General features: G+C 59.6%; 24 protein-coding genes. 5 read left to right on the forward strand and 19 right to left on the reverse strand.

Annotated features, from left to right (window positions below; all coding sequences use genetic code 11):
• Nucleotides 1-20: 20 nt before the first annotated feature.
• From tssC to G9X48_RS20405, 9 genes are all read right to left on the reverse strand, one after another.
• Complete coding sequence (gene tssC, locus G9X48_RS20365) at nucleotides 21-1,520, reverse strand: type VI secretion system contractile sheath large subunit (RefSeq protein ID WP_004385964.1); 1,500 nt, start codon at nucleotides 1,518-1,520, stop codon at nucleotides 21-23.
• A gap of 3 nt (nucleotides 1,521-1,523) precedes the next feature.
• Nucleotides 1,524-2,048: a type VI secretion system contractile sheath small subunit gene (tssB, locus tag G9X48_RS20370; RefSeq protein ID WP_007853510.1), complete on the reverse strand. Its 525-nt coding sequence runs from the start codon at nucleotides 2,046-2,048 to the stop codon at nucleotides 1,524-1,526.
• 75 nt (nucleotides 2,049-2,123) lie between these two features.
• Nucleotides 2,124-3,146: a type VI secretion system protein TssA gene (gene tssA, locus G9X48_RS20375; protein ID WP_054624923.1), complete on the reverse strand. Its 1,023-nt coding sequence runs from the start codon at nucleotides 3,144-3,146 to the stop codon at nucleotides 2,124-2,126.
• Nucleotides 3,147-3,155: 9 nt separating this feature from the next.
• Nucleotides 3,156-3,866, reverse strand: coding sequence for a type VI secretion system-associated protein TagF (tagF, locus tag G9X48_RS20380; protein WP_004385967.1), 711 nt, complete (start codon nucleotides 3,864-3,866; stop codon nucleotides 3,156-3,158).
• A 16-nt stretch (nucleotides 3,867-3,882) separates the two neighbouring features.
• Nucleotides 3,883-7,503, reverse strand: coding sequence for a type VI secretion system membrane subunit TssM (tssM, locus tag G9X48_RS20385; protein ID WP_029039594.1), 3,621 nt, complete (start codon nucleotides 7,501-7,503; stop codon nucleotides 3,883-3,885).
• A gap of 1 nt (nucleotide 7,504) precedes the next feature.
• Nucleotides 7,505-8,740 carry a DotU family type VI secretion system protein gene (locus G9X48_RS20390; RefSeq protein ID WP_004385971.1) on the reverse strand — a complete coding sequence of 412 codons (1,236 nt, stop codon included), beginning with the start codon at nucleotides 8,738-8,740 and terminating at the stop codon, nucleotides 7,505-7,507.
• A 17-nt stretch (nucleotides 8,741-8,757) separates the two neighbouring features.
• Nucleotides 8,758-10,101: a type VI secretion system baseplate subunit TssK gene (gene tssK / locus G9X48_RS20395; protein WP_004385972.1), complete on the reverse strand. Its 1,344-nt coding sequence runs from the start codon at nucleotides 10,099-10,101 to the stop codon at nucleotides 8,758-8,760.
• A gap of 24 nt (nucleotides 10,102-10,125) precedes the next feature.
• Nucleotides 10,126-10,632, reverse strand: coding sequence for a type VI secretion system lipoprotein TssJ (gene tssJ, locus G9X48_RS20400; protein WP_004385973.1), 507 nt, complete (start codon nucleotides 10,630-10,632; stop codon nucleotides 10,126-10,128).
• 24 nt (nucleotides 10,633-10,656) lie between these two features.
• Complete coding sequence (locus tag G9X48_RS20405) at nucleotides 10,657-11,151, reverse strand: hypothetical protein (RefSeq protein WP_007872337.1); 495 nt, start codon at nucleotides 11,149-11,151, stop codon at nucleotides 10,657-10,659.
• 1,231 nt (nucleotides 11,152-12,382) lie between these two features.
• Between G9X48_RS20405 and tisB the strand changes: the two genes are divergently transcribed.
• The 3 genes from tisB (at nucleotide 12,383) to emrD (ending at nucleotide 14,389) form a co-directional block, all read left to right on the forward strand.
• Nucleotides 12,383-12,472: a type I toxin-antitoxin system toxin TisB gene (tisB, locus tag G9X48_RS20410; RefSeq protein ID WP_032803729.1), complete on the forward strand. Its 90-nt coding sequence runs from the start codon at nucleotides 12,383-12,385 to the stop codon at nucleotides 12,470-12,472.
• Between the two features lie 74 nt (nucleotides 12,473-12,546).
• A complete protein-coding gene (locus G9X48_RS20415; RefSeq protein ID WP_004385975.1) occupies nucleotides 12,547-12,999 on the forward strand; it encodes a GNAT family N-acetyltransferase in 453 nt (150 codons plus the stop codon).
• A gap of 211 nt (nucleotides 13,000-13,210) precedes the next feature.
• The gene (gene emrD / locus G9X48_RS20420; protein ID WP_097641958.1) at nucleotides 13,211-14,389 is read left to right on the forward strand and encodes a multidrug efflux MFS transporter EmrD; all 1,179 of its coding nucleotides are present in this window, start codon (nucleotides 13,211-13,213) and stop codon (nucleotides 14,387-14,389) included.
• Here the strand turns inward: emrD and G9X48_RS20425 are convergent.
• The 5 genes from G9X48_RS20425 to G9X48_RS20445 form a co-directional block, all read right to left on the reverse strand.
• The gene (locus G9X48_RS20425) at nucleotides 14,292-15,389 is read right to left on the reverse strand and encodes a cellulase family glycosylhydrolase (protein WP_038879247.1); all 1,098 of its coding nucleotides are present in this window, start codon (nucleotides 15,387-15,389) and stop codon (nucleotides 14,292-14,294) included. The genes emrD and G9X48_RS20425 overlap by 98 nt on opposite strands.
• Nucleotides 15,390-15,462: 73 nt before the next feature.
• Nucleotides 15,463-15,804 carry a DUF202 domain-containing protein gene (locus G9X48_RS20430; protein ID WP_007872333.1) on the reverse strand — a complete coding sequence of 114 codons (342 nt, stop codon included), beginning with the start codon at nucleotides 15,802-15,804 and terminating at the stop codon, nucleotides 15,463-15,465.
• Nucleotides 15,794-16,141: a DUF202 domain-containing protein gene (locus G9X48_RS20435; protein WP_007703818.1), complete on the reverse strand. Its 348-nt coding sequence runs from the start codon at nucleotides 16,139-16,141 to the stop codon at nucleotides 15,794-15,796. The genes G9X48_RS20430 and G9X48_RS20435 overlap by 11 nt, the downstream gene beginning before the upstream one ends.
• Nucleotides 16,142-16,259: 118 nt before the next feature.
• Nucleotides 16,260-17,582 carry a 6-phospho-alpha-glucosidase gene (locus tag G9X48_RS20440; RefSeq protein ID WP_007779762.1) on the reverse strand — a complete coding sequence of 441 codons (1,323 nt, stop codon included), beginning with the start codon at nucleotides 17,580-17,582 and terminating at the stop codon, nucleotides 16,260-16,262.
• Entirely contained in the window at nucleotides 17,579-19,195 is a 1,617-nt protein-coding gene (locus G9X48_RS20445) for an alpha-glucoside-specific PTS transporter subunit IIBC (RefSeq protein ID WP_097564204.1), read from the reverse strand. Before G9X48_RS20445 ends, G9X48_RS20440 begins: the two co-directional genes overlap by 4 nt.
• Before the next feature lie 221 nt (nucleotides 19,196-19,416).
• Between G9X48_RS20445 and G9X48_RS20450 the strand changes: the two genes are divergently transcribed.
• Nucleotides 19,417-20,133 carry a GntR family transcriptional regulator gene (locus G9X48_RS20450; RefSeq protein ID WP_007872328.1) on the forward strand — a complete coding sequence of 239 codons (717 nt, stop codon included), beginning with the start codon at nucleotides 19,417-19,419 and terminating at the stop codon, nucleotides 20,131-20,133.
• Nucleotides 20,134-20,193: 60 nt separating this feature from the next.
• Here the strand turns inward: G9X48_RS20450 and ibpB are convergent, their stop codons facing one another.
• Both ibpB and ibpA read right to left on the reverse strand, forming a co-directional pair.
• On the reverse strand, nucleotides 20,194-20,679 hold the full coding sequence (gene ibpB / locus G9X48_RS20455; RefSeq protein WP_007765888.1) for a small heat shock chaperone IbpB: 486 nt from the start codon (nucleotides 20,677-20,679) through the stop codon (nucleotides 20,194-20,196).
• Nucleotides 20,680-20,790: 111 nt separating this feature from the next.
• Nucleotides 20,791-21,207, reverse strand: coding sequence for a small heat shock chaperone IbpA (gene ibpA, locus G9X48_RS20460; RefSeq protein WP_004385985.1), 417 nt, complete (start codon nucleotides 21,205-21,207; stop codon nucleotides 20,791-20,793).
• Between the two features lie 304 nt (nucleotides 21,208-21,511).
• Here ibpA and G9X48_RS20465 point away from each other — a divergent pair, with 304 nt between their 5' ends.
• Entirely contained in the window at nucleotides 21,512-21,838 is a 327-nt protein-coding gene (locus tag G9X48_RS20465) for a YceK/YidQ family lipoprotein (RefSeq protein ID WP_007872325.1), read from the forward strand.
• Here the strand turns inward: G9X48_RS20465 and G9X48_RS20470 are convergent, their stop codons facing one another.
• From G9X48_RS20470 to G9X48_RS20480, 3 genes are all read right to left on the reverse strand, one after another.
• Nucleotides 21,839-23,101 carry a DUF3748 domain-containing protein gene (locus G9X48_RS20470; protein WP_097647390.1) on the reverse strand — a complete coding sequence of 421 codons (1,263 nt, stop codon included), beginning with the start codon at nucleotides 23,099-23,101 and terminating at the stop codon, nucleotides 21,839-21,841.
• Between the two features lie 61 nt (nucleotides 23,102-23,162).
• Entirely contained in the window at nucleotides 23,163-24,095 is a 933-nt protein-coding gene (locus G9X48_RS20475; protein WP_097640765.1) for a 2-hydroxyacid dehydrogenase, read from the reverse strand.
• Nucleotides 24,092-25,411, reverse strand: coding sequence for an MFS transporter (locus tag G9X48_RS20480; protein WP_007872319.1), 1,320 nt, complete (start codon nucleotides 25,409-25,411; stop codon nucleotides 24,092-24,094). The genes G9X48_RS20475 and G9X48_RS20480 overlap by 4 nt, the downstream gene beginning before the upstream one ends.
• Nucleotides 25,412-25,494 lie beyond the last annotated feature (83 nt).

Below are 25,494 nucleotides of genomic sequence, written 5' to 3' on the forward strand. Positions count from 1 at the left end.
CCTTACGGCCTGAGGCAGCGTTACGCCTCGTTGCTCTTCAGCGACGGCAGTTTGGAGACCAGACGCAGAGAAACGGTCAGGCCTTCCAGCTGGTAGTGCGGACGCAGGAAGAACTTGGCGGCGTAGTAGCCCGGGTTGTCCTCGATCTCCTGAACCTGCACCTCGGCTGCCGCCAGCGGCTTACGGGATTTGGTTTCCTGAGAGGAGTTCGCCGGGTCGCCGTCCACGTAGTTCATCACCCAGTCGTTCAGCCAGCGTTCCATTTCATCGCGCTCGCGGAAAGAACCGATCTTGTCGCGAACGATGCACTTGAGGTAGTGCGCGAAACGGCAGCAGGCGAACAGGTACGGCAGGCGGGCTGCCAGACGGGCGTTCGCGGTGGCGTCCGGATCGTGGTATTCCGCCGGTTTTTGCAGCGACTGCGCGCCGATAAAGGCGGCGAAGTCGGAGTTTTTGCGGTGGATCAGCGGCATAAAGCCGTTTTTCGCCAGCTCCGCTTCGCGACGGTCGCTGATGGCGATTTCGGTCGGGCATTTCATATCCACGCCGCCGTCGTCGCTCGGGAAGGTGTGACACGGCAGGTTTTCTACCGCGCCGCCCGATTCCACGCCGCGAATGGAGGTGCACCAGCCGTACTCTTTAAAGGAACGGTTGATGTTGGCCGCCATCGCGTAGGCCGCGTTGGCCCAGTTGTAGTTGCTGTGGTTCGCGCCGTCGGTCTCTTCTTCGAAGTCGAAGCTGTCCACCGGGTTGGTGCGGATGCCGTAAGGCAGACGCGACAGGAAGCGCGGCATGACGAGGCCCAGATAGCGCGCATCTTCCGATTCGCGCAGGCTGCGCCAGGCGGCGTACTCGGTGTTCTGGAAGATTTTGGTCAGGTCGCGCGGGTTCGCCAGCTCCTGCCAGGATTCCATCTGCATCACGCTTGGCGCGGTGCCGGTGATGAACGGGCAGTGCGCCGCCGCGCCAATGCGCGCCATTTCGCTCAGCAGTTCAACATCCTGCGGGCTGTGGTCGAAGTAGTAGTCGCCCACCAGGCAGCCGAACGGCTCGCCGCCGAACTGGCCATACTCTTCTTCGTAGATTTTCTTGAAGATAGGGCTCTGGTCCCAGCCCACGCCCTTAAAGCGTTTCAGGGTGCGGCCCAGCTCCTGCTTGGAGATGCTCATAAAGCGGATTTTCAGCATCTCGTCGGTTTCCGTGTTGTTGACCAGATAGTTCAGGCCACGCCAGGCGCTTTCCAGCTTCTGGAACTCCTCGTGGTGGATAATCTGGTTAACCTGCTGGGACAGTTTCTCGTCGATACCGGCAATCAGGTTCTGAATGGTGCGGTAGGTGTCGTTCGAGAAGGTCACGGTGTTTTCCAGCGCCTGCTGGGCCAGGGTTTTTACCGCGTTTTCGACGGCCGAACGGGCCTGATCGGTTTTCGGGCGAAACTCTTTGCTGAGCAGCGCGCTGAATTCATCCTGGCTGAACGCCTGCTGCGATTGCAGCTCTTGCTGTTGAGAAGGATTGCTCATCGATTACTCCTCGTTACCTTTGGTGCCATCGTCATCTTTCGGCATCTGGCTCAGCGATTTGAGCAGCGTCGGGTCCTGAAGCACTTTCGCGATAAGCTCTTCGGCACCGTTTTTACCGTCCATGTAGGTCAGCAGGTTAGAGAGCTGAGTACGGGCTTCCAGCAGCTTGTTCAGCGGCTCGACCTTACGCGCGACGGCGTCCGGCAGGAAGTCGTCCATGCTGTCGAAAGTGAGATCGATGTTCAGTTTGCCTTCGCCGGTCAGGGTGTTGTCCACCTGGAACGCCACGCGCGGCTTGAGCGCTTTCATACGCTCGTCGAAGTTGTCGATATCAATTTCAAGGAATTTACGTTCGTCCACCGCAGGCTGCGGATCGACCGGCTTCCCGACCAGGTCGGCAAACACGCCCATTACAAACGGAAGCTGAATTTTGCGTTCCGCACCGTAGATTTCCACGTCGTACTCGATCTGCACGCGCGGCGCGCGGTTACGGGCGATAAATTTCTGCCCACTGTTACTCATTGGCATGATGTTCTCCATCGAAGATGCGCGGTGAAATTCAGGCAGCGGGCCTCATGCCTGCCGCCGTAAAGGGGAACGCCGTTACTCGCGGCGTCCGAAAATGTTTTCCACCTGATGCACGCTGTCGGGCGCCAGGTCGCGAATAAGATCCATGAAATTCATTTCAATCAGTCGCTGCACGCGCTCAATCATCAGCGGCGCGGGGTGGCTCGGCTCGTGCCGGGCAAAATATTGCTTCACTTTCTCAAGCATTAACTGGGCGTCGTCGCGCGTTTGCAGTTGCACGTTGCGCCAGTCGGTTTCAACCACCCGCGCCGGGGCGCTGGTCGTCGTGGCGGCAGGCGCGTTCTCCGCCTGCACGTCCGGGTCTTGTAACTCCTGCGGCGCCTGGGTTTCGCCGCTCTGGCAGGCCAGGGCCACAATGCTCGTCAGCTTCTGGAGCTGCTCCATCTCCGGCACGCCGCTCTCACCGAGGTGGCTGACCAGAATGGTGCGAATCGCTTCCAGTCGCGTGTGAATCTGGACTATCGCCTCGATGCCCGGCTGGCCGCCGCGCGCGAGTTCATCCACCAGCCGCGGGCGGCCGCCCGGATAACCCGGACATTCGCTTTTGCTGTTGTCGAGCAACGACTGCGCGTCGCGCAGCGTAATTTCGTCGCCGTTGCTGCGCAGCAGCGTCGCGGTGCGCAGCGTGCTGGTCAGGGAGGATTTATCGCCAAGCCCCGCCAGCGCGTTAATACGGTAGAACGGATCTTTTTCGCCGTACTCTTCCAGCAGCGGATAGAGCGGCTCCCAGTAGCGCGTCAGCGCTTCCTGAATCAGCAGCAGCCCGTCGGCATAGCCCGGCAGGCCGCGGCGTTTGGTCCATGCGTGGGTCAGCGCCAGCATGACGCGCAGATCTTTGGTGCGCTCAAGCAACGACAGAGCCAGCTTTTCAACTTTAGTCCAGTCCGCCGGCTCTGCCGGAATAATGGTGTCGCCGAACTGCTGTTCCGCCTTGCCCTGGCTTGCCTGTTCCATCGCCTGGTAATCGGCGTCGTACTCCAGGTTGTCGCCGCACGGCTGCTCCGGGCTCACCGGAGTAAGAAGGGTTTCAATATCCATCGAACTGCCTTATTCGAACATGGGCGGGTAGAGCCCGTGGCGACCCGGACGCGCACCGCCCGCCGGATCAAACAACAGCGAAAAGAGCTGTCCGGTAAAATTGCCGCTGTGTACATGGGTGTAGAGCGGATAACCGTCGCTGCGATTGGTCCACCAGAAGCTGGTCTGGCGCTGCGGGTCGAAACACTCCGCCGCCTGACGCCAGCTCAGCGTTACCGGCGTCTCCTGATAACCAATCACATCCAGAATTTCCGAGCGATTCTCCGGTGCCGGCAGCGCAGGCGACGGAATGGCCAGCACCGCCTGGTCGAGTTGCTCGGCGGAAAACGCGTTGCGCACCGCGTGATGCAGGACGCGGCCAAGCTGCTGATACCACTCTTCGGCCATCGCCAGATGCTGCGGCGTCCACTCGGCGGGGCTGAACGCCACCGTCGCGACGAGCGGATACTGACGCCCTACGCTGTCGCGGCCCGGCATCAGGCAGCCCATCTGCACCTGCTGACTGCCGAGCATCGGCGGCACCACGAAGTTCCAGACCGGCGCGCTGGCAAACTGCCGGTTGCCCGTCTCGCGCTGTTCATCCTCTTTCTGCCAGTTCAACAGCCCTACCTGAAACCAGTGCGACCACTGGCGTTGCAGGGCATCGGGAAAACGGCGCTGGAGAAAGTCGCCGGCACTGGGCAGTTTCCCGTACCAGCTAATCGCAGGGTAATGACTCATTATCCGTTCCTTGCGGTTAAGGGCATGCGAAGCCAGGGAGCTGGAATGGGTTGCGGATACTGTTCGGCGTGAATTCCAGCGTCACGCTGTGTCCGTCAACCGAAAACGTCGCCTGGCGGCTCAGGCTTCCTGCACCCGGCGCAATGCGGGCGCGATCGAAAAAGCGGTTCAGCGCCCACGCGCCGTTGGTCACCAGCGTCGAGGTGGTGCCGTTGGCAAGCCCGAGCTGCATACGCACCTGATTGGTGCCGCCGCTGCCCGGCCAGCTCATCAGCTGCACCGCCTGCGGGCCGTGGCTGTAACGCAGAAGCTGGCCGTCAACGTCGAGCGACAGCGTGAGAATGTCGTTATCCATCCGCACGGTGCGCACCGTCACGCGATAAGACGGCGTGGTCGCGCCGTTGGCGAAGAACGCGTCGCGAATGTATTGCGCCTGCTGGAACGGACGCAGCACCCCTTCGCTGCCCGGCAGCGTTTTGCCGTCGATGCCTGGCGTAAAGCGCCAGCGCTGCTGGGTGGTATCAACTTTATTCGTCAGGTTATCGCGAAAGAAGCTGTCCATCAGGCCGGTGCCCGGCGCGAACATGCGCGCCAAATCGTCCGGCGTCACTTCGCTGCTGGCGGAGCGCACCAGCGGGTAACGGCCCGCGATCGCCTGGCGGCAGAAGCTGCCGACTTCCACGCTGATACGCTTGCGGACGTTTTCCAGTTCGCGCTGCTGGGTGTCGCTGCTCGCCCCTACCGCCATGCGGCTGAACATATTTTGCAGCCCGCCCGGCAGACGCCCGGCGCTCGCCTGTAAACGGCTGATGGCTTCGCCGCCCGGCGGCGGCATACCGCTGTTGGCGGCGTCCTGTACGGCGGTCAGGTAGCGGTAGAGCTCATCGATCTGCTTGATAAAGTCATCAAACACGATGGTTTTGCCGCCTTTCTCCAGCGGCTGCGCCAGTTCGATGATGGGCGCGTAGTGATCGGTCACCACTTGTTCCGGCGTTTGCGGCGCGGCGGCGGCGGTAGTCGCCCCGCTTTCGCGATCGCTGAAGAGTGCCTCCAGCGTGCGGGTCGCGCGGTTGCCCTGCTCTTTCGCTTCCCCTTCGCCCGCCTGCGGCTCGGCGCGGGAGAGCGTCAGCACCTGGCTTAAGTTCATCACCAGACGGCGCAGCGGCGAGTTGCTGCTGGAAAGCACGCGGGCCGTGTTGATGCGCTGGTTCAGATCGGCGCTGTTGTTAAGCTGAATATCCGCCAGGTAGCTGTCCCACTGGCTGATAAAGTCGCGCATATAGAGCTGGCGCACCGCGTTGTCGGTCTGCGTTTTATCTTCCTGCGCGGTGGTCAGGCCCAGCACCCAGGTGTCGTCGTCATGCAGCGAGGCGGTGACGTTATCAATCTGGCCGTTGAAACTTTCCCAGTAGCCTTTCGGGGTGTAGAGCCCCGGCACGCCGTCGCTCACCGGTTTGCCGCTTTTACGCGAAAACACCAGTTCGCTCTGCGGGCCGCCCAGCGTGGCGAGCGACACCGGCTTTAAGTTTTCATCGCGCTCCAGCAACCGCTTGAGGCGGCCATAGACGCGCAGCGACAGCGGCTTCTGGTTGATCATCGCCTGCTGGCGGCTGATCAGCGATTCGTCTTTGGCGTACGGCGAGGTCTGGATCTGCGGCTCCAGCAGTTGCGTCAGGTGCCATTCGAGTTGGTTAAGCTGCGCCTGGGTGACGTTCTGCGGCAGGTTGCGCTCAAGGTTGAGCATCACCCAGGAGTGCAGGAATTTGCCGTCGTAGTGCTTCGGCTGGTAGAGCATCTGGTACGCCTTCAGCGCTTCGTAGCTGTATTCCACGTCGCTGCCGTTGTCGCTGCGCACCCAGCCGGTAATGAGCTGCGCCACGGCAGGCATCAGCATTTCCTGCAGCGCTTTCTGGTAGAGCGCCTGCGAAGCGTCGTTGACGTCATCGCCGCGATAAAGCCCCATGCGGTACGTCACCGGCGGCGAGTTCAGGTCAAATTCTTTACTCTTTGGCAGATCCACCAGGCTGTTAAAGAACGGCAGCATGCTGAAGAGATCGCGCCCGGCGGTGGTTTGCAGCGCTTTACTCTGGCGCTCGACGCCCGGCACTTTATCGTTCACTTCCGCCAGATAGTCTTTGTTGTTGCCATAGCTGGTGAGCCACAGACCGCCCAGCACCACTAAGAGCGCTATCAGCGCCGCATAGCCAGACCACAGCACCGCGCGGTTGCGCAGCTCCCACCAGCGGTTCTGCCCGGCGATGCCCGCTTCCTGGAAAATCACGTTTTGCAGCAGGTTTTTAATAAAGAAGCTTTGCCCTTTGCCGCCGGGGATCGGCGCTTCTTTGCTCACCGAATCCCAGTTGTCGCCCTCTTTGCCGCCGGACGGCAGCGACAGCGCGCGGTTGAGTTCGCCCATCACGCGGTCAAACGGCAGCCCTTCCTGCGTCCCGCTCGCAAGATAAATCCCGCGCGGTGAGAATTCGGTTTCAAAGTTAGAACGGGCAAAAACGGTGCTGAGGTAATCCGCGAGCAGCGGACGCAGCGCCGCGAACTCCTGCGGGAACAGATAACACTCGGCGCGCGCTTTCGGGTCGCTTTCGGCAAGCAGCGTATCCGGCAGGCCGGCGTCGAGACGCTGCTGGAGCAGCGCGAACTCCTGGGTAAACGCGCCCAGGAGGTCGAAATCGGCCTGTTTTGAGCGATCCCACGGGAAGGTGAAGCCCCAGATCTGGTCGCGCTGCGCTTTATCAAAGCGACCAAAGTAAGAACGAAAGCCTTTCAGCAGGTCCGCTTTGGTGACCAGCACATAGACCGGGAAGCGGATACCGAGCTGCTCATGCAGCTCCGCCAGACGCTGGCGCAGGTTGACGGCCTGCTGTTGCGTCGCCTCCGGCGACTGGGTCAGCAGGTCAGAGACGCTGATAGTGATGATCACGCCGTTAATCGGCTGGCGGCGGCGGTATTTACGCAGCAGATCGACAAAGCTTAGCCATTCACCGGCGTCCTGCGCCTGTTCGCTCTCCTGCGTGGTGTAACGGCCTGCGGTATCGAGCAGCACCGCTTCGTTGGTGAACCACCAGTCGCAGTTGCGGGTGCCGCCAATGCCGCGCAGCGCCGTTTTGCCAAAGCGATCGGCGAGCGGGAATTGCAGGCCGGAGTTGACCAGCGCCGTCGTTTTACCGGAGCCCGGCGCGCCGATAATCACATACCACGGAAGCTGATAGAGATACTGCGTGCTGAAGCGCTGCGTCCACTGGCCGCGCTGGCCCGGCGCGTTGAAGTGCGCTTTTTTAAGGATCTGCGCGGCTTCGTCAAAGCGGTCCGCCAGCACTTTATCGTCATTGCCGAGGCGCTTAACGTCGCTGCCGCCCTCTTCCGCAGGCTTGCCTTCGTTGAGTTTGTCCATCAGCTTGCGGTTCAGCCAGGCGTTGTAGAGCCGCGGTACGATGTGGCTATGCACCCAAATCAGGTAGATAAGCGCAATGCTGATGATACGGTTGGTTTCCGACTCCAGCGGGCGGCTGTCGACGATGGACAGCAATGGCCCGATCATCCAGACGACCGCCGACAGCGCGGTAACGCCCATGAACCCCCACAAGATGCGGTTGGTCACTATTGAAAGGAGAATATTCAGCATCCTAGTTTCCTTGCGGCAATCCGTTCAGCTCGGCCAGTGTGTTATCCGGCGACACCAGCAGCGTTATCTCGACACGGCGGTTGCGGGCGCGGTTTTCCGGCGTATTGTTCGGAGCGATAGGGTCCATCTCGCCGCGGCCCTGCGCTTTAACGCGGTTCGGGTCGGCGAGGTGCGCCTGGAGCATTTTCTGTACCGATTCGGCGCGCGCGAGCGACAGCTCGTAGTTCGAGGCGAAACGCGCGCTGCGGATAGGCACGTTGTCGCTGTAGCCCACCACGAGGATTTTGCCGCTGACGTTGTTCATCGCCTGCGCCACGCGGTCGATAACCGGTTCATAACGGCCACGCACGACCGTTGAGGCGGAGGCGAACAGGCCGTCGCCTTTCAGAATCACCACGCTGCGGTCGGCTTCGTCGCGCACCGCCACCAGGCCCGCTTCAATTTCCGGACGCAGGAAACCGCGCAGGTTAAGCACCGGCGCCACTTCACGCGCGGGTTGCTGAACGGTGACTTCCGGCAGCGGCGTCTGGTAAATCTTCGCCAGCACCGGGCTGGTGTTATCGCCAAGCCGCCAGTTGAGAATGATAAAGAACAGGCACGCCAGGAAACCGGCCAGCGCCACGCAGGCCCACAGCGGCACCACCGGACGCCAGAGTTTACGCAGCACCGGTTGATCTTCCGGGTGCGGCGAGAGCGGCGGCGGGTAGCTGCCGCGCACGCTGCGGATCATCTGCCACAGGCGCTGTTTGATGGTTTCAAGCTGCGTGCGCCCGTTATCCATGACGCGATAGCGCCCTTCGAAGCCGAGCAGCAGGCAGTAGTTGATCATCTCCAGCAGAAAGATGTGCTCGCGCGGGTTTTGCGACAGCCGCGCCAGAAGCTGGAAGAATTTCTCGCCGCCCCAGGTTTCATTGTGGAACGTCACGAGCAGACCGCTGCCGGACCAGACGCCACGGCTGCCCCACGGCGTGAGCGCAGCCGCTTCATCCAGCGCCGTACACAGGCAGTAGCGCGCGCCGACGATCACTTCGTAAGGCAGCGCCGCCTGCTGGCAGCGCACTTCAAAGCGGCGGATCTCGTCTATCAGGCGCTGGCGCAGCCCGGCCTGATCTTCATGCGATACAGAATGACGAATCTGCGGGATCGCGTTAAGCAGCGGGTTAGCCGCCGCGACCAGCGGATTATTACTGCTGGCGCCGGAAAGAATGGCATCGCTGCCGGTGGCTTGTGGTTCCATAGTGAGCGCTCGTCGTGTTATTCATTCGTACTGCGAATGGCCCAAAACTCCATATCAAGGCCCGGGAATTCACCAGCGAGATGCAGCGCAAACGCGCCGGATTTCTCCATCTCTTTCCAGAGTTCGCCGCCCTTTTCCAGTTCGAAATAGCTGTAGCCGGCATGCCACGGGATCTGCGGCGGCGCAACCGGCATGGCGCGCAGCACCATACCCGGCAACTGCAACTGCACCAGATCGCGAATTTTGGTGACCGGCGCGACTTTCATCTGCGCCGGGAAGTGCGTTTGCAGCGCCTCGCCCGGCACGTTGGCTTTGACCGCCAGCACGAAACCGAACTCGCGCACCATGTTGCTTTCCGGCACGGTGGCGACGTTGAGCCCGTGCGAACGCTCGGTGAGCGGCAGCTGAATGGCGCTCTCTTCCATTACCAGCGACAGCCCCTGGCGCAGCATCAGCGTCAGTTTGCCAAAGCAGCCCGCCAGGTTGTCGTGGTCATAGACCGGCAGCGTCGTCTCCGGCGCGCGCTGCGCCGTCCAGGTGGTGAGCTCGCAGGCGAACGCCAGCCAGTCACGCCACAGGGTTTCCGGGTGGAGCAACGGCAGCGTTTTTAAATGCGTGACGTGGCCGAGATGATGGTTAATCAGCGACAGCAGCATGAACTCCACCATCTCCGAGGTGTTAAACCGCCCCGGCTGGCGCAGACGCTGGCTGATTTGCTGGCTGCGCTGACCGAGCAGACCATGCAGATCGTTGAGCATGCTGTAGAGTTGCCCGCTGTTGATGGCGTTGAGCATCGGCGGAATGTAGCTGGTATCGAGGCGCACCTGGTTGTCGTTGCGCTTTTCAATCACCTGCGCGACGCCAATGGCCGTCCACTCGGCGGTCAGTTCGCTCTCCAGCATCAGCTTGAGACGCAGGCGGCCAAACTGTACCGTCGCCGCGCCGACCGACAGCGCGTTGTCGTCTTCCACTTCTTCTTCAAAGGTGGCGTAGCGGGCGAGCGAATCGGCCGCCTCGCTGAAAATCACCTCTTCGCGTCCGGCGCGGCGGGCGGGCAGCGCCAGCACCACGCGCTCGTGCGTGAGGTTGTCAGGAATGGCGAGCGGCGCCGGGCCGTGGCGGGCGTCGCGGAAAGAGAACGGCGTGCCGTCCGGCAGCAGGCCGCTGGCGTAGCTCAGCGCCACGCGTCCCTGACGCAGCATCGCCTCGTCAAATTCCAGATCGAGAAATCCCCAGAGATACGGACGCTGCAACGAACCCCATTCGCGGATGTGGTGTTGCAGAAAACTTTCCGCGCGCTGGAAGTGGTGCGGACGCAGGAACATCCCTTCGGTCCAGACCACTTTTTCTGCTTTGTTCATACTGGTGTCCTGTAAGGGCGCTGATTATTCGTTGATGACGCGGATCCCATTGACGTCAAGAAACACTTTTGCCTCAAGTTCGTCGGATGACCATTTCCAGAATTTATAAATGCTGGAGTCACTGGGGGCGGGCAGCGGGAGCGAGATTCGCCATTTTTTGCCGTCGAGCGCCTGATATTCCGCCATCACGCCGATGTAGCGCGCGTCAAGCGAGCTCTGGCCGCTGAGGGTTTTGTTCAGCTGGCCCGGCATCAGGAAGAACTCGTCGCTGTTGAGCAGGTTGGCTCCCAGCACGGTCTGAGCATTGTTTTGCAGCGAAAAGAAATCCGCAGACATAAAGTCGGCGTCTGATTTCAAAAGCAGCACCCGGACTTTTAGCGGGGCGGAATTATTAATTTGCGGGTGAGCCTGAAAATGCAGGCTGTACTGGGAAGGAACGCTGCGTGAAGACGATAAACAGCCGCTCAGTAAGGTGAGAGCGGCAATCAAAAACGCCAGGAAGCCCTGGCGTAAAACGGTACGGTTTTTCATGAGGTGTGGCTCATTGAAGCAGGATTAATCGATAACCCAGGTTCCGCTTTTGGTGTTTTTACAGGCTTTGCTGTTGCCATCCACCGTCACGCAGTTGGCTTTGGCTGTTTTACGGCGCAGTTTCGGGATCTCTTTACTGACGGTCGCGTCATAAAGACTGCTTTTCACTGCCGCGCGCAGCGGAACATAACCAATCAGTTGCTCTTCACCCTGATCGGCGATGGCCAGCCAATGGCCTTCAACCTGGCCCAGTACGTTATAGGTTTTGCCGGTTTCGAGCTGACGAACCACTTTGCCGCCGAAATCCGGGCGGGTCATGACCGACGCCGGGTACATCGCGCGGTACTCTTCGTTAACAGGCTCGAACTCTTTTGGCGGAGTCACCGCGTGGCGGTGGGTGAGCGTGACGCCATTAACCACACTGGTCACGATAGTGTCATCCGTAACGGCAGGAGGCGGCGCTTTACAACCAGCTACGCCTAACACAAACAGCAGGGCTAATACGATTCGCATATTCATCGATGGTTTCCGTTGCAAATATATTCTGTATACAAAGAAATAACGGCTTCTGGATTCAGGCTATGACTAAAAGTTTGTCATTGCCAGGGAAGATTATGCCATTTCGGTGAAGGAATTTCATTTTCTTCAGAGATAGCTACCGCACGGGCTTTACCGAAGTAAACCCGGACGTTTTACGCATATTTCTGAGGCAGAGCGGGAAAATTCTACATAACCCTCATGACAATTCAACACCAGGTCTGGCGGGCATTTCGGTGAAAACGACTGCCTGATTAACTCAATAGCGCATTTTTAGGAATTTTCCGCCCTTTGGTGCAAGAAATAATCCGGAAAAGAGTAAATACCTTCAGCAATAGCTATTTGCTTTTATAATGTTAAACGCTTGATTTACAAGAACTACTAACGACAAAACGTAACGCGTTAACGGAGTAAAGGGGCAGGATAATGCGGAGCGGGCATCCATTAAGATTAATCTGAAAAGGCATTATTAAGAAGGCGTGAATATAGTGAGCTACCATATTTAGTGGGTGCGTAATTTCATGCTAAAAAAGACACTGCAAGATCTTAAGTAAAATTTTTTAAATAATGATGACAGCAAATAGTGCTAACGCATTTAGGGTTCATAAAAAGCCTATTTGCCAGGAAAGCATAAACGCAGTTGATTGCACTTTTTTGTCATAAGATTTTCCTTACAAACAGTGCAAAATATATCGTGCATGTCGCTTTTTTACTCTGCCTGTTGGCTACCGATGTGAATATTATTCACCGTGATTATTACGGCAGGGTCAGGAAAAGATTTGGCTTATCACACGCAGGGCGGGTACGAAAACAAAAAAACCCCGCCGAAGGCGAGGTTTTTTCAGCTACTGTTGCGGGTGGTAGCCGCAAAGCACACTGTGTTACGTCAACCCTGTAACTATACGATCAAATACGCGCACCCGCAATTGGCGCGCGGCGCAGCAGTGGCTTTTCATCAGTATGGTCCAGCTCTCCCTTTCTTGTCCAGAAAATACTGTTCATTTATACAGTGTTTATCTATAATGATGTTGCTGTCACAGCGTGCGATACGGGGCCGCATTTAAACGGGCGCAATAAAGAGTCCTGGCTGAAACGGGTGGTGCCGTCAGTGCCTTAACCCCGAGAGAGCACACTGTGTTACGCCAACAAAACAACTGGCAACAGGCAGCGGAGAGGTACGCCAGTTGGTGCTCCTTTACCAGAGGAGACGCGTATGAGCGGAGTGGATTTGTTTATCCTTATCCTGAAACTCATTGTTGCAGTCCTGCAACTGCTTGATGCTGTCCTGAAGTTCCTTCGGTAACTCAGGTTCAGGCCGCACCAAAGAGGGGCGGGCAACCGCCCCTCTTTAACACGGTACATCCCCAGGAGGGAACGATGTCAGGAATCATCACCATCAGGCCACTTACCCCGGTCGGCATCGATTTTGACCGGCTGCGTGAAGAGAGTCAGGCGCTCGGCTTTGCGATGCTGGACCGGCTCGCCGTCCACTGGATGGACGGCAGTAATGCATTCTCCGCCCCCGGCGAACGACTGCTCGGCGCGTTTCTTGGCGACGCGCTGGTCGGTGTCGGCGGGCTGAATCGCTGCCCGTTCGATAATCATCCGCGTGCCGGACGGGTGCGCCATCTTTACGTCAGCCATGCGGTACGCCGCGTGGGCGTCGGCAATCAACTGCTGGCGACGCTTGCTCATCACGCCCATAACACGTTTGATTACCTCAATATCCGCGCGCCGGAATCTGCCTTCAGCTTTTATTTACAGGCAGGATTTCTGCCAATGGATCACCCGCACATTACCCACCGGTTGACGCTGCCCTCTGTGGCCTGAGGCAAGCCGCGGCCATGCGCCGTGGCATCATTCACCGTGGCAATAAATCTTTCCGTTGAGTGTCCGTAAAAGCTGCCTGCCCTGTTTCATGACGACATGACAGTTGACTGGATAATCCCCACGTATGCGGTATATTTCTCTCGCATTTAATATCCATACAGAGATATATCCTGTTTCGTTCACCTGTGCATATCGAATAATCATGATGAGAATGTTGGCTAACCGTCATTTGTTAATGATGTTGATTCTGCTTGTCGCCGTCGGGCAGATGGCGCAGACGATTTATATCCCGGCTATCGCCGATATCGCGCTTGAGATGAACGTGCGTGAAGGCGCAGTACAGAGCGTGATGGCGGCGTATCTGCTCACCTACGGCGTGTCACAACTGATTTACGGGCCGATTTCCGACCGCGTTGGGCGTCGCCCGGTGATCCTCGTGGGCCTGGCCATTTTTATCCTGGCAACACTCGTCGCGCTGGAGGCGCAAAGCCTGCCGGTGCTGATCGCCGCGGGCTGTTTACAGGGGATGGGCACCGGTGTTGGCGGCGTGATGGCGCGAACCCTGCCGCGCGATCTCTATGAAGGCCCGGCGCTGCGTCACGCCAATAGCCTGCTGAACATGGGGATTCTGGTCAGCCCGCTGGTGGCCCCGCTGCTCGGCGGCCTGCTGGATACGCTGTGGGGCTGGCGCGCCTGCTTCGCGTTTCTGCTCACGCTTGCCGTCGTGGTGACATTCTGTATGTTCCGCTGGATGCCGGAGACCCGCCCGGTGCAGGCGCAGCGCCCTCGCCTGCTCGCGAGCTATAAACTGCTGTTCGGCACCGCCAGCTTTAACTGTTACCTGATTATGCTGGTTGCCGCCCTCGCGGGCGTCGCGGTGTTTGAAGCCTGCTCCGGCGTGTTGATGGGCGCGGGGCTTGGGCTGAGTAGTCTCGCGGTGAGCGTGCTGTTTATTCTGCCGATTCCGGCGGCGTTCTTCGGTGCCTGGTTTGCGGGACGCACGCATAAGCGCTTCACCACGCTGATGTGGCAGGCGGTGCTGAGCTGCCTCGCGGCGGGCGTGCTGATGTGGCTGCCGGGGTGGCTTGGCATCATGAATGTCTGGACGCTGCTTATCCCCGCCGCGCTCTTTTTCTTCGGTGCCGGGATGCTGTTTCCGCTTGCCACCAGCGGCGCGATGGAGCCGTTTCCGTTCCTGGCGGGCACCGCCGGCGCGCTGGTGGGTGGGCTGCAAAACTGCGGTTCCGGGCTGCTCGCGTGGTCATCCGCGCTGCTGCCGCAGAACGGGCAGTTTAGCCTCGGGATGCTGATGACGGCGATGGGTGTGCTGATGCTGGCGTGCTGGCTGCCGCTGGCGCACCGTGCGCGGATGCCGGAACAGACGATTTAACGTGCTCGTGCCCCGGAGCGCGCTCCACAGCGCAGGTCGGGTTCATCATTGCGTCAAGCAGGGCGGCCTGCACAGGCCGCCACGCGCCCTCTTCCCCATCGTAAAACTCATTCGCGGCATTGAGCGCATACGGAATGCCCGCCTTTTTCAGCTCGCAGGCCATAAAACTGGCGAAGGCGAGCGTCGCCGCCGACGGCGTGGTTTTCACCGTCTGCGCCGCCGACCAGCCGCCAACCCAACTGACATGACCGGTTTTCTGCTGCCAGCGGCGGGCGCTGTTAATGCGCTCGCGGATCGCCGCTTTTTCCGCCGCCGTGCCGGAGGTCCACGGGTATTTGCCGTTCGCGCGCAGCGGCCCCCACGGGAAAATGTGCCACTGCGCCAGCACATAGTGGCTGCTTTGGGGCGGCAGTTTCAGTATGGAGAGATCTTCCGGCACGGCGCGAAAACGCGGCGCAATGAAAATCATCCGTTGCGCATCAATATGGTGAATGGTTTTGATCACGTCGCCATACAGCCGGTTGAGCTGCTGCGGGTTGTGATTGAGCTTGTCGGCAGGCTCGTAAATCAGATCAAACCCGAGTAGCGGATGCTCGCTGCCGAAATAGTTCGCCACCGTGCTCCACCAGGCCGCGACTTTCGCGGCGTTCTGCGCGCTCGGGTCCGCCTTAAACGCATCGGCCTGGTAGGAAATAATCGGGATGATGTCGTAACGCTCGCAGGCTTCGACGATTTTGCGCAAATGGATGAGCCGCTCCTCGGTGGCGTCGCCCGCCACCCGCACCCGCACATGGCGAATGCCGCGCTGTTGAAAATCGCGTACCGCCAGCGGATCGAACTCACGGATGCCGCGCTCGGTGCGCGCCCAGTCAACGTCCATGCCGACGCCAAGCTGCGCGCTGTAGCGCTGGGCCGAGAGCGGCTCGCTGGCGCTTGCGGGCGGCGCGGCATGCGCGGAGGTAAAGAGCAGCAGAAAAGCGAGAGGAAGCAGCGTTTTCATAGCGACCGTATCGGGAACAGGAATCTGGAATATGTAGCACGGATCCGCGCAGGCCGGGTAGTCTGCGGATGTGTTATTCGGCAAGCAACGCTATCAGCGCATGGAGATGCGTCACCACAAAGAGCAGTGCCAGCGCGCAGACGGCCAGCGCAATCGCCAGTTTCGCCCGCACCTGGCCGGGTGCGGAAAAATCCTCGTGTACCAGCGTAATCAGGCGACGCTGACGGGCATAGACGTAAATCAGCCCGGCCACGGCCGCAACGCCCCCGAGCGCCAACCAGATAAGCAGGCCGGCGTTATTCCACGCGTGGCGCAGCGCCAGCGCCAGCAGCGCGCCGTAGCCAAGCAGCGTGCGCACCCACGCAAGCGACGTGCGCTCTGGTTGCAGCCCCGGATCGCGCGGGTTACCCGGCATAAAACACCACCAGCATCACCGCCAGCGCCACCACGACCAGCACGCCGCTGATAAACGCCAGCATGCGGGTATAGGGCAGCGCCGCTTTCAGGCGCATCGCCTTTTCGTTGCGCAGCCAGCGCAGGTAACCGTAAATGGCGAGCGCCCCCGCAAAAAAGCAGAGCAGCAGCGACACCGCCTCGCGCACTACCGGCGTGGCGAAATCCGGCGCGAGCTGATCAAGCCCGACGCCTGCCGCCAGAAACCCCAGCGCGGTGCGCACCCACGCCAGAAACGTGCGTTCATTGGCCAGTGAAAAGCGATAGTCCGGCGCTTCGCCGAGACGGGAAATTTTCATGACGGCTCCCTGTTTTAGCTGTGCTCGCCTCAGCATAACGTAAAACGGGCGTCACAGAGGAGCGCTGGCAGTGCGACCGGCACCATGACGATGCCGGTCGAAAAGGCGGGGCTTAACGTTAGTGCAGCTTCGGCCAGTAGTCTTTGTTGGCCTCAATGAGATCGTCGAGAATCGCTTTCGCGACCGACGCGCTCGGAACGGTTTTCGACAGCGTAATCGCCTGCCACAGTTTCTGGTATGAGCGCTGCTCCCAGGCGTCCACCACCAGTTTTTCCACCGCCACCTGCTGGCTCATCAGCCCTTTCTGGAAGTGCGGAATATCGCCGACTGTCAGCGGCTCCGGCCCGTTTTTACCCACCAGACACGGGATCTCGACCATCGCATCGGCATCAAAGTTATGGATAGCGCCGTTGTTCGGCACAATCAGCAGCATCCGCGCCTGGGTGTTGAAAGCGATAGCGGTCGCCAGATCGACGATATACGAGGCGTGTTCGTCGATTTCCAGCTCGCCCGCCGAGGAGTGGCCCGCGGTGATAATGGCGCGGCAGGCGTCAAAGACCTGTTTTTCGCGGTGCTCCATCACTTCGTTGGCGCGGGTGTGCGCCGGGTTGGAATGCGCCACGACGTAATCCGGGAAGAGATAGTATTTCAGGTAGGTGTTCGGCATGGTGTCGGGGTCCAGCGCCTGCACGTCTTTCGCTTTCGCGAAGGTGTCGTTCCAGCTCGCTTCGGTATGCGCGTCTTCTGAGGGCGGCACATAGCCATGCTTCGCCACGTATTCGCGCAGACGCGGCATCAGATCGTTGCCCTCCAGATCTTCAATTGATGTCCACCAGCCAAAGTGGTTAAGGCCGTAGTAGCGCACGCGCATCTCTTTGCGACTGTTCAGGCCGACGATTTTCGCCATCCGCCCTTCGATGCCAATCGGCATATCACAGATGTTAAGAATTCTGGCGTTCGGGCGCAGGCGGCGGGTGGCTTCCGCCACAATCGCCGCCGGGTTGGAGTAGTTCAGCATCCACGCGTTCGGCGAGTATTGCTCCATATAATCCACCAGCTCCAGCACGCCGCCGATAGAGCGCATCCCGTAGGCTATTCCGCCCGGGCCGCAGGTTTCCTGGCCGAGCACGCCGTGGCGCAGCGGGATTTTTTCATCTTTTTCGCGCATCGGATATTTGCCAACGCGAATATGCGCCATCACAAAATCCACGTCGGTAAAAGCCGTTTGCGGGTCCGTGGTGTAGGTAAACTCAATCTCCGGTGCCTGCTCTTTCAGCAGGATTTTGCACGCTTCGGCGATGATTTCCTGACGCGCGCCGTCGTTGTCATAGAACTTCAGCGCGCGCAGCGGAAAGCGGTCGCGGTTAGCCAGCAGCATCAGAACAATGCCGGGTGTAAAGGTGCTGCCGCCGCCTGCGATGACAACTGAGAATTTTTTCATGATACAGCCTCCGTCATGGGGGATAGTGGGTTCGTGGAAGGGGTTTTCATCAGCGATTCAAGCTGGTCGCGCACCTGTGGAACGTGCAGACCGACAATCACCTGAATGCCGTTGCCGCGACGCACCACGCCGTGGGCGCCAAGGGCTTTAAAGACGTCATCGCTCTGGGTTTTCGCCATGTCGACGAGCGTGATGCGCAACCGGGTGGCGCAGTTATTGATGCTTTCGATATTCTCCGCGCCGCCAAGCGCCTGAAGGAAACCCGCGGCCTGACCGGCAGCGGAGTGCGCGGCCGCCGTGGTCTGCCCGCGCGCGGCGCGGTAATCGGCTTTGCTGTAGAGCTTGATGTCGCTCTCGGCGCGGCCTGGCGTTTTGAGGTCAAAGCGCAGGATAAGCGTCCTGAAGACGATGAAGTAGAGCGCGGTAAACCCGCAGCCGATGCCAATCTGGGTAAAAATCATGCCGGAATGGTTGTGGAACATGGGTATCCAGTTCTGCGGCAGGAACTGGTCAAGCAGGCCACCGCCCATGTTGCCCACCACGCCGAAGATATACATCAGCGTCGCCATGGAGGCCGCCAGAACCGCATGTACCGCGAACAGCAGCGGAGAAATAAACAGGAAGGTGAACTCCAGCGGCTCGGTGATCCCCACCAGCACCGCCGTTAACGTCGCCGGGATCAACAGCCCCGCCACTTTGACGCGGTTTTCCGGCGCGGCGGTGTACCAGATAGCCAGCGCGATCCCCACCGAGCCAAACACTTTCGAGTTGCCATGCAGCGCAAAGCCACCTTCCGGGAACAGCGATTTGAGCGGTGCCGTGCTCTGGCTGAATTCCTGCAGATGCTGCGCCCAGTAGACCTGAATGCCGCCTTCCACCGCCGCCGGGCCGAAGATAAACGGGCCGTAGACAAAATGGTGCAGTCCGGTCGGGATCAAAATGCGCTCAAGGAAGGTATAAACCCAGACGCCGAGCGCGCCGGCGGAGCGTAGAAACGCCTGTAATGACTCAATGCCCATCTGCACTTTCGGCCAGCCCAGCAGCGTGAGCCAGGCGCAGGGGATCATCACCAGGAACGCGATAATCACCACAAACGAGGTGCCCTGAAAAATACCAAGGAAGACCGGTAACGATTTCTCGTAGTAGCGGTTATGGATGGCCGTGACGATCCCGGAGATAACAATCGCGCCGATAATGCTGGTATCGAGCGTTTTAATCCCGGCGATCAGCGTTAAGCCGCTGCCCGCGACCGGGTCGGCGGCGAAATTAACGCCAAAGAAATGCCCCCAGGTCATTCCCATCGCGTTAATAAAATAGTTCCAGGTCAGAAAGCTAATCAGCACGGCGAGGCAGGCGCGGCCCTGCGCCTCACGGGCGAGGCCAATCGGTAAGCCGACGGCGAAAATCAGCGGCATATTGCGAAACACCGCCCAGCCGCCCTCTTCAATGATGTGAACGATCTGCGCGAAGAGATTATCGGGCGCGGTAAATGCCTCGCCCACAAACAGCGGGTTTTGCAGCATGATGGCAATGCCGACGACCATCCCGGCGAAAGGAAATAACAACACCGGGGTAAACATGGCACCGCCAAATCGTTGTATTTGACTGAGCATTTTTAAATCCTCATGTAACAACCTGTAGGGTTTGAGGCCTTAATTATTTTCTGGTGGCCTGAAGCGAGCATAAAAAGTAACCGCGGCGTGAACATGGCGCGCCGCTGCGTTCCGTGATCGCATTCATGGTTTTAATTTGCACACTCAGGTCTACTTTCCCTATTAAATCTGGACATCTCCGGGAGCAATCTCCCGGTTAACAGGCGTAAAGAGGTCTACGGGTGATCTACAAATCCATTGCCGAGAGGCTGCGTCTGCGCCTGAATTCATCGGACTATCACATCGGCAGCCCACTGCCTGGCGAGAAAGCGCTGGCGCAGGAGTTTGGCGTGGCGCGGATGACGATTCGCAAAGCGGTCGATTTACTGGTGGGCTGGGGGCTGGTGGTGCGCCGCCACGGCAGCGGCACCTATGTGGCGCGCAAAGACGTGCATCACGAAACCACGAATCTGACCGGGCTGGTGGAAGTGCTGCGTCAGCAAGGGAAAGAAGTACACAGCAAGGTGCTGCAGTTTGAAGTGATGCCCGCGCCGCCCGCCATCGCCAGCCAGTTGCGCATTCAGATAAACGAACGTATCTACTTCTCGCGCCGGGTGCGTTATGTCGAGGGGAAACCGCTGATGCTGGAAGACAGCTATATGCCGGTGAAGCTCTTTCGCACCCTGTCGCTGGCGCATCTGGAAGGCTCGAAGTTTGATTACATTGAGAAGGAGTGCGGGATTACCATCAGCGGCAACTATGAAAGCCTGACGCCGGTGCTGGCGGATAAACAGCTGGCGGCAGTGATGAACGTGCAGGAGCAGACGCCGCTGCTGCGCATTACGTCACTCTCTTACAGCGACAGCGGCGAATTTCTCAATTACTCGGTGATGTTTCGCAATACCAGCGACTATCAGGTGGATTACCACCTGCATCGCGTTCGCCCGCCGGTATTATGATGACCGGACGGCCACGCATAAAAAAAGGCCCCGCTGCGGGGGCCTTTTCATACGATGCCGTTACTGGTTTTCGGTTTCGCTGTGGCTCAGCGCCGGGCGTTCGCCCTCAATGACGCGCTCGTCATCCTGGGCGCGCGGCTGACCGATGGCGATACGCTGCGGGGCCAGCGCTTCAGGGATATTGCGCACCAGATCGATGTGCAGCAGCCCGTTGGTGAAGGTCGCGCCGGAGACTTCCATATGTTCAGCCAGCGTGAAGCTCAGGCTGAAGGGCTGAATAACCAGCCCCTGATGGAGCCATTTCGGTTCATTTTCCGGTTTCACCGGCGTGCCTTTCACGCGCAGCACGGTATTTTCCAGCTCAATCTCCAGATCTTCCTGACGGAAACCGGCTAACGCAAGGGTAATGCGATAGTGGTTATCGTCGCTTTTTTCGATGTTATAGGGCGGGAAGCTCTGGCTTTCAGCGGTGTTCATCAGCGCGTTGGCCAGTTTGTCAAAACCGATCCACTGACGGAAAAACGGGGATAAATCATAGTTACGCATAGTATCTCTCCTTCTTTGAAGCGAGTGAAAACGCCAGTGCGTTGACTGGCTGTGCTCCCGTTCGGCGAGCACGGAACATCAAAGGCGGGCCGCCGCGGCGACCCGGCGAAATTAGTTACCGATTTCGATACGGCGCGGTTTTTTGGCTTCCGGGATCACGCGCTCAAGCTCGATGTAGAGCAGGCCGTTCACCAGATTTGCGCCACGCACGAAGATATTCTCGGCCAGCTGGAATTTGCGCTCGAAGTTGCGCTCGGCGATACCCTGATACAGGTAGGTACGCTCTTTCTGATCCGGCGCGTGAGAGCCTTTCACCACCAGCAGGTTGTCCTGGGCGGTGATCTCCAGCTCGCTTTCTGCAAAGCCTGCCACGGCAATGGCGATACGGTAGTGGTTTTCGTCTACCAGCTCGACGTTGTACGGAGGGTAGCCGCCGTTGCTCTGGCTCTGGTTGTTCTCAAGCAGATTGAAAAGACGGTCAAAACCGATGGCGGAACGATACAGCGGGGATAAATCAAAGTTACGCATACATACTCCTGAAATCAGCGAGAGTTAACATCGCCTTCCTCAAAGGACAGGCGGCTGTGGCGGAAGGCCCGTTCGGCATCCTCCCTGCGACCACGATCCAAAAATGGGTGCGGCCCGACGCTTTTCAAGGGCCGAAATCGGCCTTTTTTTGTCGATTTACATTTCTTTGCGTAGACTGGGGATAACAGCATCTAATGCTAAACTGCGAGCGCTGCCACAGGACGGCAAAGGCGCGCTATTCATTCTGATTCAGGGGCGTTATATCTCATGACTGACGCCTGCGATGCGACGACATAACAGAAGAATGAAAATGAACAATACTCTCGGGAAAGTGATTTTTTGTAGTAGCGCGTTGCTACTCGGCGGCTGTTCCAGCGTCATGTCGCACACTGGCGGCGGCGAGCAAGGGTATTATCCCGGCACGCGGGCCAGCGCGACGATGCTCGCCGATGACGACACCAGCTGGGGGCTGAAGCCGCTGGTGGCGCTCGATCTCCCCTTTACGGCGATAGCGGATACGCTGCTTATCCCGTGGGACGCCTTCCGTACCGATAAATCGGTGAAATCACGGGTGGAAGAAAGCGAAAAGAAGTCCTTCGCCATTAACGCCGTGATCCCTCCCGCGCCCTGATTATCTTCCGGTTTCCGTCATCCAGATTTGACGGAAACCGTCGGTCTCCTGCATCCAGGCGATGCGTTTTCCATCCGGCGAGATCACTACGGCATCGGCGGAAATTGCCGCCGTCTGCGGCGGCATGAGCGGCGTTATCTCGCCCGTGTTGATATCGCAAAGCACAATCCGATTGCCCTGCATAAACCCGATAGCCTCGCCCGACGGATGCCAGCTAAACGCTGACGATACGCCCTGTGCGCCCTGCGTCACCTGACGCGGCTCGCCGCCCGCAGGCGCAATGAGCCACAACTGCGCCACGCCGTTATCATCGTTCATCAAAAACGCGATTTCCGTGCCCTGCGGATTGCTGCGCACCCAGTGGCGCGGCGTGGCGGCAAGCCCCGGATAGCGGCGATCGTGCGTGAACGTCAGACGGCGCTGCATAACGCCTGCAGGCGGCGCAGGCATGGCGTCTGGCGTGCCTTCGAGCGGCGCGTCGCCAGGCGTCTTCCACGCGGCCTCGTCTTGCGGTAAATCGACGATAAACAGCTCCGGCGCTTTCACGCCTGCCTGCGTCAGCGTATCGCCGATAAACGCCAGCGCACGCCGCTGCCGCGTGCCGTCCGCTTTCTGATAACCGTCAAGCCCGACCCAGCCCTCTTCATACGCACGGTTGATCTCATCGCTGCCGGGGCGCGGCGCAGGTGTGGTGCGGCTCACCAGCGCGCACCAGCGGCTGCCTGCGTATTCGCGCGGGTGCGTGCAGGGCGGCGTGACCGGCCCGAACGGCAGCGCCACGCCGACGTTACGCAAATCGAGCGCCGGATCGCGCTCATGCAGGACGTGGTCGTTATAGGTAAAGCTCAGCCACGCGCCGTCCGGGCTGAACACATGCACATGGCTGCCGCCGCGCAGCGCGCCGGGCGTGAACGGCGGCGTGATATCCATCGCGTCGAGATTCTCTGCCGCGCCGTTTTCCACCACCACACCACGGCGGTGATGAAAATCGTAGCGCCAGGTGTCGTCCGGGTTCTCCGGGCCGTGAATAAAAACATACTGCTCCGCCACCGGGCTCACCGTCACCACGCCCACGTGTGCGCCTTCCGGGGCGCGATAGATAACCTCCACCTCGCCCGTCCCGACATTGACGCGCTCAATGGTTTTGCCGGTAAACGACGCGCCGGACGGGCGCACGTCAAACGCCAGCCACTGGCTGTCGGGCGTCCAGACGTTAATATTGGTGAGCTGATGGTGACGCGGGGCGAAGGTGAGCTGTTTCATCAAGAGAAAACCCTGAAGCCAAAGAGGGCCTCAGGGTAAAAGATTCCGCGGAAAAAGCCTATCAGGGAACGGGCGTAATCAGCGGCTCGCCCGCGCACCAGGCGTTGACGTTCTCCAGCACCAGCCGCGACATCTCGCGCCGCGTCTCCCACGTGGCGCTCGCCATATGCGGCGTGATGACGACGTTGTCGCGCTGCTGAAGCGCTGCGGGCACGTTCGGCTCATCCGTGAAAACATCCAGCCCGGCACCGGCAATCTTGCCGCTCTCCAGCGCCGCAATCAGCGCCGTTTCGTCCACCACGCTGCCGCGCGCGACGTTAATCAGAATCCCCTGCGGGCCGAGTGCTTCCAGCACGGCGGCATTGACCACGCCGCGCGTCGCATCGCCACCCGGCGCGCAGAGCATCAGGAAATCGCTCTCCCGCGCGAGCTGCGCTAAACCCGGCACAAAGCGGTACGGCAGCGCGCTGTGCGGCTGGCGGCCGGTGTAACGGATCTCCATATCAAACGCCTGCGCGCGGCGGGCGATGGCCTGCCCGATGCGCCCCATGCCGAAAATACCGAGCCGCGCGCCGGAGACTTTCCGCGACCACGTAAAGCCGCCCTGCTGCCAGCCGCCCTGTTCGATAAACTTCTGCGCGGCGACGATACGGCGCGACGTGGCGAGCATCAGGCCGATGGCGAGATCGGCCACGTCATCCGTCAGCACACCGGGCGTATGGGTCACGGCGATGCCGCGCTCACGCGCCGCCGCCACGTCCACGCCGTCATAACCGACGCCGAAAACCGCAATCAACGAAAGCGCCGGTAGTCGGGCGATAAACTCAGCAGTGACCACCGCTTCGCCGTTGGTGACCAGCGCCGTGATGTCGCCAGCAATCGCCACGAAGTCGGCGTCAGACATCTGCGAAAACTCACGCAGATCGTAGCGCTCGCGCAGTTCAGCCGTAAGCGCATCCGGCAGGTACGCGTGTTTCAGCACCATCGGTTTCATCGGGACTCCTGTTTAAGTGAGGCGGACGGTCCAGCCATGCCAGGGCGCGCCGGGCGCGAGACCAGCACGCCAATAATGCCGCCCAGGATCAGCGCCACGGCCACAATCAGCAGCCCGTAGTGGTAGCTGTCCGTCGCGTCTTTGATTTTGCCGAGCACCGGCGGCAGGCCAAGCCCGACGAAATTCGCCACGGTATTAATAAAGGCGATAGAGGCGGCAGCGGCGACGCCCGCCAGTTTTTCGGTCGTGACCGCCCAGAAAATCGGCGTGAGGGCGAAGTTAAAACCGACCGTCAGCACCAGCAGCCCGTAGGCCACCAGCAGGTTGCTGGACCAGACAGCGATGGCCAGCGATACGCCAGAGAGGATCAGCGGCAGGCCGAGATGCCAGGAGCGCTCATGCGTGGTGTCGGAGTGGCGGCCATTGAGATACATAAACAGGCAGGCAGCGATAAACGGCACGGCGGAGAGCAGGCTCACCACGATGTTGCTCTGATCGCTCGCCATGCTCTTAATAATGAGCGGCAGAAACAGCGTAATGCCGATAGAGCCAAACGCCTGGAGGAACCAGACCAGGCTCAGCAGCAGCACGGTTTTGTTTTTCAGCGCGCTCAGCCAGCTGTGGTTTTTACCCACTTCCACACCCGCGTTGTCGCGCGCCAGCTGCGCCTTCAGCCAGCCTTTTTGTTCTGCCGACAGCCACGGGGCGTGATCCGGCGTTTGCGGTAGCCGCCAGAGCACCATGATGCCGAGCACCACCGCCGGCACGCCCTCGATGGCGAACAGCCAGCGCCAGCCTGCGATATCCGCGAGGCCGTGCATATTGAGAATAGAGCCGGAGATCGGCAGGCCGATAATCGACGCCATCACCGAGCCCATGTAAAAGAACGACATCGCCCGCGCGCGGTTACTCTTCGGGAACCAGCAGGAGATGTAATAGATGATGCCCGGCGTAAAGCCCGCCTCCGCCATGCCGAGCAAAAAGCGCATGACGTAGAGCTGCGTTGGCGTCTGCACCAGCGACATCCCGGCGCTGACGATGCCCCAGGTGATCATGATGCGCGCTATCCAGACGCGGGCGCCCACCTTCGTCATGATGACGTTGCTCGGGATTTCAAAAATGATGTAGGAGATGTAGAACATCCCGACGCCGAGGCCATACATGCTGGCGCTCAGACCGAGATCGGCGTTCATTTGCAGCGCCGCGATGGAAATGTTGGTTTTATCGAGGTTAGCGACAAAGTAGCAGATGATGATAAACGGAATTATCTTCGCGTTGAGCTGCCGCAGGGTGGTCGAGTACAGATCGGTATGCATAGCAGAACCCTCTTTCCTGCCGTGGCTAACCCGGCAGGTTTATGGTTGTTATACGTTGATACGTAACGCGCGCCGGTGACCGG

This window comes from Cronobacter sp. HA18006 (genome assembly GCF_011605445.1).
GTDB classification, from domain to species: Bacteria; Pseudomonadota; Gammaproteobacteria; order Enterobacterales; family Enterobacteriaceae; genus Cronobacter; species Cronobacter sakazakii.